This window comes from Akkermansia muciniphila (genome assembly GCF_002884975.1).
In the GTDB taxonomy this organism is placed as follows: Bacteria; Verrucomicrobiota; Verrucomicrobiia; order Verrucomicrobiales; family Akkermansiaceae; genus Akkermansia; species Akkermansia muciniphila_C.
The window spans coordinates 694,927-712,156 of sequence record NZ_PJKB01000001.1 but is presented as its reverse complement, the minus strand read 5'-3'; the positions used below and the strand labels follow the sequence as shown (position 1 = coordinate 712,156).

Annotated in this window: 9 protein-coding genes and 1 tRNA gene; 2 read left to right on the top strand and 8 right to left on the bottom strand. The window is 58.6% G+C overall.

Going from position 1 to position 17,230, the window contains the following annotated elements:
* Positions 1-29: 29 nt before the first annotated feature.
* Entirely contained in the window at positions 30-3,572 is a 3,543-nt protein-coding gene (locus CXU21_RS02995; protein WP_102725424.1) for an adenosylcobalamin-dependent ribonucleoside-diphosphate reductase, read from the bottom strand.
* 657 nt (positions 3,573-4,229) lie between these two features.
* Between CXU21_RS02995 and CXU21_RS02990 the strand changes: the two genes are divergently transcribed.
* Positions 4,230-5,603, top strand: coding sequence for an NADase-type glycan-binding domain-containing protein (locus tag CXU21_RS02990; protein ID WP_146016929.1), 1,374 nt, complete (start codon positions 4,230-4,232; stop codon positions 5,601-5,603).
* Positions 5,604-5,639: 36 nt separating this feature from the next.
* Here CXU21_RS02990 and CXU21_RS02985 read toward each other — a convergent pair whose 3' ends face one another.
* Positions 5,640-6,359 carry a TIGR02206 family membrane protein gene (locus CXU21_RS02985; RefSeq protein WP_180972602.1) on the bottom strand — a complete coding sequence of 240 codons (720 nt, stop codon included), beginning with the start codon at positions 6,357-6,359 and terminating at the stop codon, positions 5,640-5,642.
* A gap of 145 nt (positions 6,360-6,504) precedes the next feature.
* Here CXU21_RS02985 and CXU21_RS02980 point away from each other — a divergent pair, with 145 nt between their 5' ends.
* Positions 6,505-6,975: a thioredoxin family protein gene (locus CXU21_RS02980; RefSeq protein ID WP_180972546.1), complete on the top strand. Its 471-nt coding sequence runs from the start codon at positions 6,505-6,507 to the stop codon at positions 6,973-6,975.
* 774 nt (positions 6,976-7,749) lie between these two features.
* Here the strand turns inward: CXU21_RS02980 and CXU21_RS02960 are convergent.
* The 6 genes from CXU21_RS02960 to metH all read right to left on the bottom strand — a co-directional run bounded on the left by CXU21_RS02960 (position 7,750) and on the right by metH (position 15,912).
* Positions 7,750-8,967, bottom strand: a complete 1,218-nt coding sequence (locus CXU21_RS02960; RefSeq protein ID WP_102724997.1) for an aspartate kinase — start codon at positions 8,965-8,967, stop codon at positions 7,750-7,752.
* Positions 8,968-8,988: 21 nt separating this feature from the next.
* On the bottom strand, positions 8,989-10,317 hold the full coding sequence (locus tag CXU21_RS02955; RefSeq protein ID WP_102724996.1) for a homoserine dehydrogenase: 1,329 nt from the start codon (positions 10,315-10,317) through the stop codon (positions 8,989-8,991).
* Between the two features lie 356 nt (positions 10,318-10,673).
* Positions 10,674-10,748, bottom strand: a tRNA-Gln gene (locus tag CXU21_RS02945).
* 95 nt (positions 10,749-10,843) lie between these two features.
* A complete protein-coding gene (locus tag CXU21_RS02940) occupies positions 10,844-11,347 on the bottom strand; it encodes a threonine/serine exporter family protein (RefSeq protein ID WP_102715960.1) in 504 nt (167 codons plus the stop codon).
* The gene (locus tag CXU21_RS02935; protein WP_102715962.1) at positions 11,344-12,120 is read right to left on the bottom strand and encodes a threonine/serine ThrE exporter family protein; all 777 of its coding nucleotides are present in this window, start codon (positions 12,118-12,120) and stop codon (positions 11,344-11,346) included. Before CXU21_RS02935 ends, CXU21_RS02940 begins: the two co-directional genes overlap by 4 nt.
* A gap of 30 nt (positions 12,121-12,150) precedes the next feature.
* On the bottom strand, positions 12,151-15,912 hold the full coding sequence (gene metH / locus CXU21_RS02930; protein WP_102725423.1) for a methionine synthase: 3,762 nt from the start codon (positions 15,910-15,912) through the stop codon (positions 12,151-12,153).
* Positions 15,913-17,230: the final 1,318 nt, after the last annotated feature.

Sequence of the window (17,230 nt, the reverse complement as noted above, 5' to 3'; positions counted from 1 at the left end):
TTGAAATAACAGGTACGGGAATAATCCGCTTATTCCCCGCAGCCGCCGTCCTTGTAGCCGCAGGAGCGGCAGGACTTGCATTTGCCGTCCTGGACATAGGCCAGGGAATGGCACTGCGGGCACAGGGAAGCGCCGTTGAGCATGGTCCCTTCCGGCGCCTTGCCGGCGGGAATCTCCGGAAGAGCCGGGGTCTGGGTGTGAACCGGAGTGGTGATGATGCGGGGGGGCAGCACGCTCACCGTGGTATCCGGAGACTGGCCGGGAAGGCTGACGCTCGGGATGGAGAACACGTCCCGCAGGCGGTAGCCGTTGCTTTCCGGGAAGAGCCACGCCAGAATCTTGGCGATCAGGTCCACCACGGAGGCGCAGGAGCGGATTTCCGTGCAGGTATCCGCCTCCGTATCGTCCCCCACGCGGCAGAAGCCGGAGGGCTCAAAGGAGTAATTGCGGAAGCCCTTGACCACTTCCTTGAGCGGCACGCCGAACTGGAGGGCCGTGGAGAGCAGTTTGCAATAGGCTTCAAACATGCCGGAGGCGAAGGAGCCCACCTGGCCTAGGCGTCCGAAGACTTCCCCGCAGGTGCCGTCCGCATACACGCCCACCGTCAGGTAGCCCGTGAGCTGGCCGCCCACGGAGAACTTCACGGTCTGGCCCAGGCGGCGGCCGGGCAGCTTGCGCTGGCGCGGCTTGGAGGCCTCCGCGATGATTTCGTCAATGGCTTCCGTTCCGGCGTTCACCAATTGTTCCCAGACGTGGTTGGCCTTGAACATGCGGGTTTCCGGCGTATCCACCACGTAAACGGCGTTCGCCTTGGATCCGGCGCGGAAAATGGCGATGCACTTCACGCCCAGGTCATGGGACATGATGAGGGAATCGTAGACTTCCTGCACGGTGGCGGAGACGGGCATGTTCACCGTCTTGGAGCAAGCTCCGGAAATGAAGGGCTGGAGGGCGCCCAGCATCAGCACGTGCCCGGCGGGGGAGATGGCGCGGATGCCGTTGCCGTTGGTGGCGGCGCAGTCAAAGACCGGAAGGTCCTTCTTGTCCATCCACGGGATGGATTCAATGTGGGCCGAGCCGTTGACCACGGTCAGTTCATCCGCCGTCAGCACGGACATGTTGGCCGGGTTGCTGATGTAGGCCACCTTTTCCTGGATTTCACTGCGGGATTCCGTGCCGGAGAGCAGGCGGCGCCACGCGAGGCGCACGGGGCCGGCCTGGTCGTTGCAGGGGTCCACGATGATCTGGTTCACCACGGCGTCCATATTTCCCTGGAAGGCGGAAATCAGGCCGTCCAGGCCCGCCACTTCCAGAGCGGCTTCGTTGACGAAGTCTTCCGGATACCCCAAGGAGCGGAGGCCTTCCAGAGCCAGGCGGTTGAACATTTTCAGAGAGCCGCCGCCCGCAAGCTGCTTCCACTTCACCAGCGTGTAGTCCGGTTCAATGGAGGTGGTGCCTTCATCATAACAGCCCAGCGGAGCGGAGATGGTGCCCGTGGGGGCCATCACGGAAACGAAGGCGTTGCGGTGCGCCGTAGCCTTGGCAACCTTGGCCCACATCCCGGAGGCGGCTTCCGCCAGTTTGGCGGCGGGGGCGATGCGCTCCTTGTTCATCATGGTGGGCGCCTTGAAGCTCTTGAGGTAGGCGTGCAGGGCGTAGGAGGCGGTCAGCCCCTGCGCTTCCGGCAGCACTCCGCCAGCGTTGGCGATGATGTTTTCAATCAGGTCGTCCAGAGTCTTGGAATCCTTCTGGGAGGGCAGGGCGCTTGCCAGCTTCTGGGCCGCGTTATGCAGCCGGAGCACGGCCAGGAGGTCCTTCTTGCTGGCGGGGTATTCCACATAGGAACCCAGTTCCGCGCCCATCTCCGCGGAGGCCGTCCAGCAGGCTGCCGTCAGGGCGCTGCAAAGCTGGGAGGAAATCCAGCGGCCTTCGTCGGAATCGTACGGAACGCCCAGGGCCATCAGGGAGCCGCCCACGTTGGCGAAGCCGATGCCCGTGGTGCGGTACTTGTAGGTGCCTTCCGCGATCTCTTCAATCGGGAAGCCGCCGCGTTCCACGTTCAGGTCCGCGCAGACCATCGCCAGGCGCGCGGCGTGGGTCAGGGCGTCCGCGTCAAAGACGGGCTTGCCGTCCTCGCCCTTCGTCAGGAAGCGGTAGGCGTTGAAGGAGGAAAGGTTGCAGCTCGTATTGTTCAGGAAGACGTATTCGGAGCAGGGGTTGGACGTGGTGATGGAGCCGATGGATTTGACGGGGTTCCACAGGTTGATCACGTCATTATTGTGCACGCCGGGCTCCCCGTTTTCCCAGATGGACTTGGCCATGGCTTCCAGCAGCTCCTGGGCGCGGAAGGTCTGTTCAATGTGGGCCGGGTTTGTGACCCAGCGCGTGTAGGTATTGCCGTTGTTGGCAAGCGCCTGCCAGAAGTCGCCCTTCAGGGAGACGGAATGGTTCGCGTTCTGGTGGGAAAGCGTTTCCCCGTACAGCAGGGCGTCCATGTGAGGGTCAAAGCTGTTCCGCGTAGCCAGGGGCAGGGAAAGAATGAGGCGGGCGGCGGCTTTTTCCGCCGGAGTGCCGGCCACCAGCTTGGTTTCCGCAATCTGCTTCAGTTCCACATGCACGTTGTGCTCGCGCAGGATCACCTTGGCGATGTCTTCCTGGCGGTTCTTCGTGTTGATGAATTCAAAAATGTCCGGGTGGTCGCTGAACATCAGCACCATGCGCGCGGCGCGGCGCGTCTTGCCGCCGGACTTGATGGCCCCTGCCATGCGGTCCCAGCCGCGGTCAAAGGAAATGGGCCCGGAAGAGCGGCCCTTGCCGCTGATAGGCTCCTTGGAGGAACGGAGGGTGGAAAGGTTGATGCCCACGCCGGAACCGGAGGCGAAAATGCGGCCTTCCGTGGTCAGGTGGTCCAGGATGTCCTCCATGCTGTCCCCCACTTCCGTCAGGAAGCAGGCGGAGCACTGGGGATATTCATACGTGGACTGGACCGTGAAGGTTTTCAGGTTATTCTTGGTGCCCTTGGTGTGGTAGGCCTTGTTGCCGTGGCCGGTGTAGTTTTCCCGCAGGTCCGGGCGCCCCCAGCGCCACTGCTCCCAGTGGCCGATGTTGAACCACACGGGAGAGTTGGGCGCCCATATCTGCTGCACCAGCATGGCCTTGATTTCCTCATTGAAAATCTCCGCGTCCTCCAGCGTGGCGAAGTAGCCTTCCTCCCAGCCCCACACGGTATAAGTATTGGAAATGCGGTCGTAAATATTGCGGAAGCTGTCTTCATATTCCAGGGACCCCGGTTCACTGCCGAAAAGGTACTTGTCCGCCGTGATCTTGACGGCATTGTCATCCCAGTGGGCGGGGGCTTCCAGTCCCAGGCGCTCGTAAATGGTCTTTCCGGTCTTCCAGTCCATGATGCGCACGTCGCGGCGCGTCCAGTCCACTTCATCATAAGGGTGGACTTCATTATGGGAAAATCTTCTGGTGAATTTCAAACCGCCCAGCAGGTCCTTCCTCTGGGGGAGGATGATTTCCTGTCCTGTGCGCAGTTTAAGCGTAGTTTGCGAGTTGTCTGTAGTCATGGCTTGCGAAATGGAAAGCATTTGGGAGGAGCCTCCCGGGGAGCAGCGCTTCGTCGCGGGGTTGGGGCGGCGCGTAGCGTGTGCATTATCTACTGAAAAATAATCGTGATGAAAAGGAAATATTGTACAGTCTTTTTTCATGTGTGCCACATCTTGTGTTTTCTACCTCTTTTTGAGAAATTACGCTCCTCTCTTGCGTAAATTTTTTTTGTCCGGCTGACACTGCATTTTTTTCGCTTGACGCACCCATGCCTGCGGAACATCCGGCGCCCCTTTCTGCGGTGCTCCTCTCATGGGAAATCCCGGCAATAAGAAGACGTTAACAGCCCTTGGAAATGGAAACCAGCGGGTGTTTCAAGGCCTGCCGCGACTTATGGGGAAATGGCTGTTGAATTTTATCAATGAATGAATTGTGTTGATAAATAACATGAGGCTTTCTTGGATTGTTGCTGATGGGTTCCCGCACGGTTGAAACTGGATTCCCTGATGGGGCGGGCCGGAACTTTTCATGCTTCCCGGAAATCACGGGAATCCCGCCTTCCCGGAGCCTGGAACGGTTTTTCCGCCCTCCGCCTCTATTCCGGCAAGGCCGGGGGCCTTTTCATGTTCCTTAAATCAGCCTTGATGAACGGAATGGGAAACGTTATTTTAAAGGTCATGAGATTAGCTACCCTCATCTGGCTGGCCAGCGCCGCATGTTGCATGCCGGGCATGGCCGCGGAGCCTGAGCAGCATGAACAGCCCGCTGCGGGAAAAGCGCTGCAGCGCCAGTCGCGTAACCTCTCCATCCAAAGCGTTGCCCCGGTGCCCGGCCTTCCGGTTCCCATGGACCTGGCGCAGGCGGACGGCATCCGTCTGAACGCCCTGGACGTTACCGTAGCCCTGAAACAGCACCAGGCCTTTCTGGTTTACACCTGCGCGCTGGATATTCCCAGAGGGGTAAAGGGTAAAACCATCTCCGTGGGCGTGCCCTTCCAGTATGCCCCGCCGGATGAGCAGGCCAATGCCGCCACGCCGGAACCCCTGCGCATCCTTCCGTTCACCAAGGCGGTGCAGGACGTCGTGACGTCCGTGGATGACTTGAAATGTGATTTCTCCCTGGTGGAGGGGAAGCATCTCCAGGAGGACGCCCCCACCATGTCCCCCGTAGCCGGAATTACCCACTGGCTGGTGGCCCAGGTTCCCAACAAGGCGGGAACCCACGTGCTCACCTTCCAGTTCTCCGTACCTTATATACAGGATACCGTCATCACTCCGGACCCGAAAGTCACGGTGGGGGAACCCCGCCTGACGCTGCTCACCTCTCCGGTCATGACCTGGACCGGGGGCACGCCCAAGGCGGTGGTGAATGTATATAGCTCTGAAATGACCAACCAGTCCGTCAAGCTGGACCCCTCCGCGGACGCCAAATCCATCGTGACCACGCCCAAGGGCGTTTTCACCTGGTCCCTGCTGGGTGCGGACGGCCGTCCCTACGCTCCTTCCATAGTGCTGGCGCCCGGTCCCTCCTGGGTGCTGGACAAGGACGGGCACGTCACCATCCGCAGTGAAAGAGGGAAGCTTACGGACCAGTATGACGTGACGGCCAGCTCCACCCTGGACAAGGACCCCTACGGCGCCCCGTGCTCACCGGACAACCTGAAGAACGGCACCGGATACTGGGCGGAAGGCGTTTCCGGAGACGGCCAGGGGGAAACCCTGGAGCTCAAGCTCAATAATCCGGGGCGTTTGCTCGGCATCATGCTGGAAACGGGCATTTCCCCGGTGACCAATCCGGCACGGGATTCGGAAGCGCGCCGGCACCCCAACATCGCTTACTCCATGTTCAGCCGGCCCAAGGGCATCCAGGTGACGTTGAATGGGGACTATACCTTTGACGCCACGCTGCGGGACGACTGGACGCCCCAGATTGTGGTTCCTCCCTATTACAAGCAGCCTGTCCGCACCATTAAAATCAGGATAGATTCCAGCTATCCCGGTACCGGCACATCTGATACCTACATAGGCATCCTCAAGCCGATCGTCAAATAGAAGGGCGCGTCACGGGACTCTCCTGCCGCCATTCCTTTAAGGGTGGAACAGGGAACTGCCCATGCGCCCCTTGGGATAATGGCGGAAGGGGAGCGTGAGCAGATACATCAGCACAAGCGCCGGAACCTGCATCCACAGCAGGTACCAGGGCCACGGGCCGAGCAAGTCCAGCACGGAGCCTCCCGCCGGCGTAGCGACCGTAAAGCCGTAATTGGTCCCCAGGAGCATGTTGACCGGATGGATAACGGCCAGATACACGTTGGCGAACAAAAGAGCCCACAGGAAGTCCCAGCGCGCCGGTTTCCATTCCAGGGCCAGCGGCAGGTAAAGGGCCGTGATGACCGTCACTCCGTGGGACAGGAAGAAGGCGAAGTACGTCCAGGACGGAAAATCATGGGATACGGAAGGAGTGATGAGGCCCTGAAGGGTGGCGCACAGCACGCAGTAATACACAATGGAGCGCAGCAGGCGGGAGGGTATCCACAGGCTCAGGGCGCAGAACACCTGCATGACGGAGCAGAAATGCAGGGGGAGCATCCCCGCCCAGCTCTTTTCCGGTTCATCCGCCAGTATGGCGGCCAGATCCGGAACCAGGCTGAACAGGCAGGCAATCCCCAGCCAGAACGTGGTGCGGTTCCGGACGGCTTTTTTATAGGACTGCCCCAGTTCCATGATGCACAGTCCCGCCGCCAGGAGAACGGCCAAAGCCGCCCAGTGGGAAACCCCTGCAAATTCCAGTGGAGGGACGCCGTTCATGCAACGGCTACCATAACAGATGGAGGGGCCCCGGCGCAACGTGAAAAGCGGGACGGGTTTCAGTCTTGCAAATTCGCCCTTCCCGGGCATACTTGCCGGCGGAATGAAACAGGGCTTGTTCATAGGGGTCAGCGCTTTGCTGATCATGGCCGGTCTGACCGGATGCGACGATTCCAGTGAACGGCGCGCCCGTTATGCGGAGAAGAAGCCTGCTCCGCGTCCCCTGGAAAGAACGTTTGATCCTCCCAGGAAAATTCTTCCTCCCGCCGCTCCCGTGAAAAAGGCGCCCGTGTGGATGGATTACAAGGGGGAGGACATGCGGCAGTTGACGGAGCTTTCCGGCCGCAAGGTGCTGATTGTCTTTTACGCTCCATGGAGCCGCCCTGCCATGGACTACGTCCAGGCGGTCAAATCCTACGCCGCGGCCCAGGACGGCAAGGCATTTGCCGTGCTGATTGATGCGGACGCCTATCCGGACGTAGCCCGCAAGTACCGGCTGGAAGCCGTCCCCCTGACGCTCCTGTACCTGGAAGGAATGAAGCTGAAGGAAATGGTGGGCTCCCTTTCCGCGCCGCGCCTGAATGAACTGATTGAACAGACCATACGGGTGCAGTAAAGGAACTGCCTATGATTGGGAGGTAAAACCCACGTGATCACCCGTGCCAGGGACATGGCCGCTTATGTGCAAAAGCTTTTGGGCGATCCGGACTATGCCGACGGCCAGGATACAGGCTATTGCAACCCGCAGCCGGACGACATTATTGTGTTTGCCGGAAAGGGCCACGCAGGAATGTGCCCGGGAGACAGTAGAAACGGATCAGGAGATAACGTACTACGCCCGCGTCGTCCAATCTCTCCGGGGGGACATTCCTGTGGAGGCTTTGATCCAGTGGAGCTGGGCTGCCAATAAACACTCTGCGGTCAGCTCCCCTAAAACGGAACTGTATTCCGGTAATTATATGTATTATGCCCTTGCCTCCTCCAAGGAGGTAAAAAACTGCCGGACACGCCGGAATCTTTTGCTCCGGCGGACAGTATCCCCGGCCTGGATACCTATGATCTGGGAAACGACGTCATTTACTTCCCGATGACGGAGAGCGGTCGGGGCCAAGCTATAAGGAAACTCCTTCATATCGAACCCGCCAGGATCACCGCAGAATCGGAGGCCGCCCGCTTCCAGCCCTCTTCCGGCAAATAACGTTCTTTCTCTCCTTCTTTCCGGCAGGCCCTTCCTTGTTGCCCGGGCATGCTTCATCCCTCCCGTCCCGTTCCTTTCAGGAAGCAGGCCTTTTTTGTATTTCAGCATTCCTCCCTGTCCCGGACAGGGAGGAAAAAACATGAAAAAACCGGTTCACGTTTCCGTGAACCGGTCCTGAAAAAGGGGGAAGGGTTAGACGCCCAGGTTGAACGCCTTGTGCACCACCCGGGCCGCTTCCTCAATGTCTGACTCGTCCACCATCACGGCAATCTTGATCTCCGAGGTGGAAATCATGCCGGTCTTGATGTTGGCGTCCGCCAGGGCCTTGAACGCGGTGGCGCCCACGCCGGAATGGGAACGCATGCCGATGCCCACCAGGGAAAGCTTGGCAAGACCCGCTTCCGTTTCCACCTTCACGGTGGAACCCAGGGCGGCCATGACCGGCTTGAGGGCGGCCTGGGCGCGGCCCAGTTCATTGGAAGGCATGGTGAAGGACTGGCGGACGTAGCCGTCATGAGCGGTATTGGCCAGAATCATGTCTAGGTTGATTTCCGCTTCAGCCAGGGCGCCCAGAACCTGCGCCGTATAGCCGATCTGGTCCGGAATGCCGGTGATGGTGACGCGGGCCTGGTTGCGGTCAATGGAGATGCCGCGGATGACGACGGCTTCCATGGAGGGAGTTTCTTCTTGCACGATTGTACCGGGGTTGTTGTTCATGGAGTTGCGAACTTCAAAGACGACGCCGAATTTTTTGGCGAATTCCACGGAGCGCGACTGCATCACCTTGGAACCGTTGGATGCCATTTCCAGCATTTCGTCATATGAAAGGGTTTGTATTTTCGTGGCGTCTTTCACCACGCGGGGATCGCAGGTGTACACGCCGTCCACATCTGTAAAAATCTGGCAAACGTCCGCTTTCAGCGCGGCCGCGATGGCGATGGCGGAAAGGTCCGACCCCCCGCGGCCCAGCGTCTGGACCATTCCTTCTTCCGTAGCCCCCTGGAAGCCGGCGCAGATGAGGATGTTGCCTTCCTGCAGGTACTTGTTCATCAGCGTGGGGTTGATGCTGTGGATGCGTCCGCGCGTATGGTTGCCGAAGGTGGTGATGCCCGCCTGAGCCCCCGTGAAGGACATGGCTTTTTCTCCCAGCTCATGAAGAGCCATGCAGAGAAGGGCAATGGATTGCTGCTCGCCGGTGGCCATCAGCACGTCCAGTTCGCGTTCACAGGGGGATTCGGACAATTCCTTGGCAAGGCTGATCAGCTTGTCCGTCACGCCGCTCATGGCGGAAACGACGGCCACCACCTGGTTGCCGTCCCTGGCGGTATCATGGATGCGGTGCGCCACGTTGCGGATGCGGTCAATGGTGCCGACGGAGCTGCCTCCGAATTTTTGAACGATAAGAGCCATGTAACAGGATGATTATGTGAGTTAGGATTGAGGGAGAAGATGTTCAATGCGGAGTACGCGGGGCTCCGCCGCCACGCAGGAAATACGCGCAATTTCCGCCAGGGCCTTCTGGAGCTGGCCCCACGGGCAGGTGTGCAGGATAAAGACCAGGTCATTCCAGGGTTCCCCGTTCTCGGCAATGTGGCTGGGCGCGGAGGAGGTGGCGGAAATGCCGATGCCGAAGGTTGCCAGAATGCGGGCTATTTCCGCAATGACGCCGGGCTGGTCCGCCACCTGGAAGCGGACGTAATACGGAGTGACCGTATCATTGATGTGCATGACTCCGCAGGACTTGGCGTAAGGATTGAAGCCCGTATGGTACTCCGGATAGCGGCTCTCACGCATGGCGGTGATGACATCGCTGATGACGGCGGAAGCCGTGGGATTCTTGCCCGCCCCGCGTCCGTAGAACAGCGTTTCCCCTACAATGTCTCCCGTGACGGAAATGGCGTTGAACACGCCGTTCACGGAGGCCAGGATGTGCCAGTCATGGACAAAGCAGGGCTGCACGCGCAGTTCCAGGGCGTCTTCCTGCCCTTCATGGTAGCGGATGACGACGAGAAGCTTGATCGTATAACCCAGCTTCCTGGCAAACTCGAAATCGCGGCTGGTGATGTTCTCAATGCCGCTCACGTAAATCTTGTCCGGGGAAATGGTGGTGCCGTACGCCAGCATCGCCAGGATGAGGGCCTTGTGGGCGGCGTCCCAGCCGTTCACGTCCAGGGAGGGGTCTTCTTCCGCAAAGCCCAGCTTCTGGGCCTGGACCAGGGCGTCCGCATAATCCGCCCCGTGTTCCCCCATGGCGGAAAGAATGTAATTGGATGTTCCGTTGATGATGCCTACAATGGAACTGATATGGTTGCAGATCAGGGAATTCTGAAGGCTCTGGATGATGGGGATGCCGCCTCCGGCGGAAGCTTCAAAATAAATGGGCGTGCCCATTTCCGCGGAAAGCTTGAAAATCTCCGCTCCGTACTCCGCCAGAAGTGCCTTGTTCCCCGTGACGACGGGCTTTCCTGCCCGCAGGGCCAGCGTCACCAGCTCGTAAGCCTGGCGGGTGCCGCCGATCAGTTCAATGACGATATCTATTTCCGGATCGTTCACCAGGTCATTCCAGTCGTCCGTCAGCAATTCCCGGGGAACGGCGGTTTCCCTGGGTTTTTCCAGGTTGCGCACGGCAATGCGCTTGATCCTGAAAGGGATCTTGCTCCGGGCTTCCAGAAGGGCATGGTTGCGGCACAGCGTTTCATACACGCCGGAACCGACCGTTCCCAGCCCAGCAAGCCCAAGTTGTATAGGTTTTTCCGTCATTCCTGCGGGGCGATTATGCAAAAAAATCCCTGTAACGCAAGAGCTTTTACCGTTCCGGAAGGCAGCATGACCGCACCCCGGACAGCGTGGAAACAAGGGAGGAAGGAAAGGGGGTGAATAAAAAAGACAGGCAGGTCTGGAAAGAAAGCCCGGAAAAGAATGAATACCGTTTTTGATAAGCGGAATGGACCTGGAATACTTTTCCTGTATTCCATCCGGCGTTCTTGCGAGGAACGGCGGCGCGGCTATCGGAATACGGGCTCCGTCCGGGCCGCAAAGCGGTTTCCTTCCCATGGCGGGTAAACCGGAAAGAACAAAAGGGCAATAAAAAACCCTCCGGGGAGGGAGGGTAGAATTGGCAGCCCCACCAGGACTCGAACCTAGAAATACTGAACCAAAATCAGGTGTGTTACCAATTACACTATGGGGCTGTCTTGCGCTGGCAATCCTGCCGTTGCGGGGCGTAGTAAACCATACGGGGCGTGGTCTGGCAAGAGAAAAATGCCCCGTTTCCGGCGTTGGAAGGTCAATGCCCCGGCTTGATGATCCGGGTATAGCTCAACCTCTTGAACATCAGCATGGGAATGGCTACTCCGATCACCAGGGAGAAGATGATGAAGAACGCCGTGATGCCATTCTTGCAAATATCCACGATCAGCCGGTTCATGGTGGCCGTATCCTGGTTCTCCTGCATGAACTGCATCAGGGCCAGAATAGTCTTGTAGGCGTACACGCCCGGAATCATCGGCAGCAGGGAGGGGAACGCGAAAATCTCCGCAGGGCACTTCACCAGCTTGGCCGTCATGACGCCCAGCATGCCTATGGTGAAAGCGGCGATAAAGGTGGCGCTGGAAATGTCAATGGACCAGGAATGCAGCATGTAAAACCGGAAGGCGTGGCCGATGGCCGCCAGCAGGGCGGAAACGGCAATGGCGCGCTTGGGCGGATTGGAGATGACGGCAAACCCCGTGGCGGCGATGGCTGCCATCAGGCCGTCCAGGAGGATGGAGGATAGGAAATCCGGGCTCATAAGCTGTTTACCCCCACGATGAGCATGGTTGCTGAAAGGCCGATGGTGATGCAGGTAATCATCATGATGGAATGGACGCCGCGGGAAATTCCCATCAGGATGTGGCCGTGCATCAGGTCCATGATGGAATTGATCATCTGGACGCCGGGCACCAGGAACAGGACGCTGGTGGCCAGGGCAATCTGCGGCGTAGCGCCGATCTGGAAAATGACGGCGCACGCGGCCGCCATGGAGGCCGCGAAGGCGGAAAGAATGATCACGCCCAGCGGATTGTATTTCCGCCGGGAGAGCTGCTGCTTGACCAGGAAGCCCAGCAGGGTGGCCACAAACACGGTCAGCATGGCCCACAGGTCCCCGTTGAACAGGCGGCAGAAGGCGGCGTTGCCCACGCTGACCAGCAGCAGGTCCGTCCAGCGGGAAAACCTTTTAGTACGCACGATGGAGCTGAACGCCTGCTCCATCTCCGCAATGCTGACGTTGTTATCCACCGGGAGCCAGCTCAATTCACTGAGCTGCTGGATCAGGTTCAAATTGAACGCCAGGGGCTTCAGCTTCCGGACGGAGGTGCGGCGCAGCGTCTCGTCATCCTTGCAGATCAGGCTCATGGTGATATTGCGCTGGAAGATGGTCATATCCGCGCTATACCCGTACGCGGCGGCGATGCGGGAAATATTGCGCACGGCGCGGTTGGTGTGCACCCCTGCGCCCATGAGCGTGGTGGCGTACTCCAGCAGGAACTCTGACAGGGCCTGTATTTGGTCGGTATGCTGCATAGGTGGAAAGCGGAATAAAAAAGAGGAAGGTCAGGAATGGGCGGCCTGCTTTCTGGCGGCGTAATCCTTCTGCTGGTCCTCCCCGGTGGCGCCTACGGTAAAATAAGTGCTTTCCGGGTGGGAGAACACGAGGGCGCAGACGGCGGAGACAGGCTGCATCATCCAGGTCTCCGTCAGGCTCATGCCCGCTTCCTCCTGTGCATGGAGGAGTCTGAACACGGTTTCCTTCTCCTGGTGGTCCGGCTGGCTGGGATAGCCGCAGGCGGGGCGCACGCCGGACTCTTCCGGAATATTCCACAGGAGGCGCAGCTTGTCATGGGAGATGGAGGCAAAGGCTTCCACCAGGCGGTCCGCCAGGGAGCTGACCAGCAGGGCGCGGTAGGAATCGTTCCTTTCTTCCCATTCCTTGGCCCAGCACCTGGAACCGTGGATGCTGACCGCGATGGCCCCCACATAATCCTTCACCCCCTCGGGAGCGATGAAATCCGCCAGCGCCAGCCGGGTCTTTCCCTGCTTGTCCAACTGCTGGCGCTGGGTCAGCAGGGTGGCCTGCGGAACGTTTCTGGACTCATCCGTCCAGACGGTGATATCATCATGGCTGGCCGTGGAATTGGCAGGGAAAATGCCGATCACGCCGCGGGCCTGGTAACGGTTCTCCCTGACGGCCTGCTCCAGCAGGTCGCGGGCGTCCTGGTACAGGGCCGCGGCCGCCTCCGCCTTGGAGGGATCCTTCGTCCGGAATTCCTGGGCGGCGCGGTTCCAGGAGCCGTGCAATTCCCAGGCGTGGAAAAAGGGTGTCCAGTCAATGCGCTCAATCAGCTCCTCCACGGTCACATAATAGCGCGGATTGTCACTGCAGCAGCCGCAGCTCACGGAGCTGTGCAGGCTGCCGATGGAAACCGGCCCCAGGCGTGCGGGCACGGGGGGGACGTAACCGTCCTCCGCCCCCTTCCAGCGCAGTTCACGGGCTTCCTCCAGGGACAGGAGGTCGCGGACGGGCTTGTTTTCATGCCTGTTGCGCAACTCCTCCTGCCGGGCCTTCACGGCGGCGATGTAGGAATTCTTCTTCCCGCTCACCAGGGAGGCCGCCGCGGGGACCACCTGGGAAGCGTCCACCGTATGCACCACGGCTCCCTTGTAATGGGGGGCGATTTTCAGGGCCGTATGCAGGGCGGACGTAGTAGCCCCCCCCACCATCAGGGGAATGGTCATCCCCCGGCGCTCCATCTCCGCGGCCACGTGGGACATCTCCTCCAGGGAAGGGGTGATCAGGCCGGAAAGCATCACCAGGTCCGCCTGTTCCGCCTCCGCCCGGTCCAGAATGGTATCACAATGGACCATCACGCCCAGGTCAATCATCTCAAAACCGTTGCAGCCCAGCACCACGCCCACGATATTCTTGCCGATGTCGTGCACGTCCCCCTTCACGGTGGCGATCACCGCCTTGCCCGTCTTGGAGGAGCCCTTGCTGTCCGCTTCAATATACGGGGTGAGCCATGCCACGGCCTGCTTCATCACGCGGGCGCTCTTCACCACCTGGGGCAGGAACATCTTGCCGTCCCCGAACAATTGGCCCACGGCCTTCATGCCGTCCATCAGCGGGCCTTCAATCACGTTCAGCGGGGAGCCCAGCTCCTGGAACGCCTCCGCCGTATCCGCGTCCACAAACTCGGTAATGCCCTTGATGAGGGAATACTCCAGGCGCTTGGCGACATCCTGTTCCCGCCATTCCAGCACAGGCTTCTTCTCCGCTCCGGCTTCTGACTTCTCCGCAGCCAGCTTTTCCGCGTAATCCGTCAGTCGCTCCGTGGCGTCCGGATCCCGGTTCAGCAGCACGTCTTCAATCAGCTTCAGCCTGTCCTTGGGAATATTATCATACACCTCCAGCATGCCGGCATTCACGATGCACATATCCAGACCCTGCCGGGTGGCGTGGTACAGGAAGGCTGAATGCATGGCCTCCCGCACCGGGTTGTTCCCGCGGAAGGCAAAGGACACATTGGAAATGCCGCCGGAAATGTGGGTGTGCGGCAGGTTTTGGGAAATCCAGCCTGCGGCCTTGAAGAAATCCAGGGCGTAATTGGCGTGCTCCGGAATCCCGGTGCCGACGGTCAGCACGTTCGGGTCAAAAATAATATCCTCCGGCGGGAACTGCACGCGGTTCACCAGCAGGTCATAAGCCCGTTTGCAGATGCGGACGCGGTCGTCGTAATTGGAGGCCTGCCCCTGCTCGTCAAAAGCCATCACCACGGCTGCCGCGCCGTACCTCTTAATCAGGGACGCCTTCTTCAGGAACTCCTCTTCACCCTCCTTCAGGGAAATGGAATTCACGATTCCCTTGCCCTGCATGCATTGCAGGCCCGCTTCCAGCACTTCCCACTTGGAGGAATCCACCATGAAAGGAACGCGGGCGATATCCGGCTCCGCGGAAACGAGGTTCAGGAACCGGACCATGGCCTCCGGCCCGTCAATCAGGCCGTCGTCAAAGCAGAAATCCAGCACCACGGCGCCGTTCTCCACCTGCTGGCGGGCGATGGAGACGGCCTCCTCATAGTTCCCTTCACGGATCAGGCGCGCGAATTTGGGAGAACCCGCCACATTGCAGCGTTCCCCCACGAAAAGGGTATTCTTCTCCGGAGTGTGGTTGTACGCCTCATAACCGGACAGGCGCAGAATGGGCTCCTGCATGGCGGGAACGCGGGGTGCCAGGCCTTCCACGGCCGCCGCAATGGCGCCGATATGTTCCGGCGTGGTGCCGCAGCAGCCGCCCACGATATTCAGCAGGCCCAGGGACGCATACTCCTTCATGAACCGGGCCATGTCCTCCGGAAGGAGGTCATACCCGGTGGGGCTGAGCGGGTTGGGAAGCCCGGCGTTCGCGTAAATGGACACATGGCAATCCGCCAGTCCGGAAAGCTCCTCCGCAAAGGAGCGCATCAGGTCCGGCCCCAGGGCGCAATTGATGCCCACGGAAAAAGGGCGGACGTGGCGGATGGAATTCCAGAACGCCTCAATCGTCTGGCCGGACAGCGTGCGTCCGGCCTTGTCCGTCAGCGTGACGGATACCATGACCGGAACGGCGGCGTCCGGCTGTTCCTCAAAAATCTCCTGAATGGCGAACAGGGCTGCCTTGGCGTTCAGCGTGTCAAAAATCGTCTCCACCAGCAGCAGGTCCGCGCCCCCTTCCAGCAGGGCCAGAACCTGGTCGCGGTAGGCTTGCCTCAGCTGGCGGAAATTCACGGCCCGGAACCCCGGATCATTCACGTCCGGAGACAGGGAGCAGGTGACGGGCATGGGACCGATGGATCCGGCCACCAGGCGCGGCCTGCCGTCTGACGCTTCCGCTTCGTCGCATGCCTGGCGGGCAAGGGCGCAGGCGGCCAAATTCACTTCCCGGACCAGGGACTTCAATTCAGGGGCGTCCACCACCTCCTGGAAATACTCCTGGTCCTTGCGGCGCCCTTCTTCCGGACGGTGCCAGAAATAATCATGCTGGCCGATGCTGGTAGCGCTGAACGTGCACGTTTCCAGGATATCCGCATGCCCCGTACCCAGAAAGCGGCAGTGGATGTCCAAGATCACCTCCGGTCTGGTCAGAACCAGCAGGTCGTTATTATTCTTCAGGTCGTTGGGGTAACGCTCCGTATCCGCAAAACGTTCCCCGCGGTAATCCTCCTCTCCCAGCCTGAACTTCTGGATATTGGTGCCCATGGCGCCATCCAGGATAACAATCCTTTTGCTCAATTGGTCCTTCAGATAATCAAGGCGTTCGATTCTGGATGCTCTGGTCATATGGCGCGGAAAATCTACCGTTCGTCCGCGTTTGGAACAAGGACAATTGGCGTCACGCTTGCCGTGGAAACAGGCATTCATGGCCATGCGTTTTTAAATCCTTCCATTTATTCTCGTTCTGTCCCGCGAGAATGGATGGAAAATCCGTATTCAGGGAGAGGACTGGACGCAAAATATCCGGGATGCCGTATAGCTGGTGATTGAAAAAAAGCACGGGAACGGTGTTTCTGAGACTTCCTGATATGTTTTTAGTAACGATAACGGTAATTTCCCATATTCAACAACAGCCGGAAGAAAATCTACGGGAAGGTCTTCTTTTGGCCGGAGCCGGCCCCGGGTATTTTCTATGGTGCTGCCCTGCGTCAAACTTTGCCGGTAACGGCAAAAATCGGAGAAGATCGCCCAAGATTTGATAACAAGATGTTAATAAAATGTGTATAACTATTGAGGCTGGTCCGGACATGGGAATGATCCAGGGTGGTTTGCTATCCTTTCCTGAAGCCTGTCACAAAAAATGGAAGGGCGGGGGAAGAATAGATTTTCTATTCTCCTGTTCGTCTTTTAAATGTTGGCTTGGAGGGACTCATTCCATTTCCATTCCCGTCTGGGGCTCTGCATTCATGATTTGGCGGGGTAAAAATAGGGTAGGTCGGATACCCTCCAAAGAGGAACCGTAATGTAAATAGAATGTGAATAATATGAGAATAACTAAAGGAAGGGATACGTAAAAATTAATGAAATAAATGAATTATGGTAAAAAAAATGAATGGAATCGTGAGGAGAGGTTCTGCCTCTCCCGGTCCATGCCGGAGAATTCTCCATTCCCATGGAACAGGTACTCCCGATATTTCCTCTATGTAAAACTGGTTTTCCCCAGTAGGTTAAGAACTTCAGCCCCTTAAAAAGAAATTTAATTTATCTGAATAAAGACGGATTTCTAATCCGTTCAACGCAGAGTGTACATGGACCCCATGGAGGAAAAAGCCGTTTCCAGAACTGGGAATTAACAGAATTTCCTCGGAGTCTTCACAGCATAACCAGCTGGAAACAAGAACCTCCCAGACCTTGAGAAATCATACTTACGAAAAGGAATTCCACTTCGCTGTGCTTCGGATGTTATATATTATGCACGAAAGCCGGAGGTTTCCGTCCCTGATTGGATGCTCAAGGAACACCCGGAGTTTTTCCTTCAAATCATTTCCCCTTAAGCTAGGAACTTGACCGCGGATTAGAAATCCGCTAGACTGATTTCAGTGGGTGTTTTGACATTTTTGGTGTCAGGCCGCTCCAATTAACTACGTGATATACGACGAGAAAG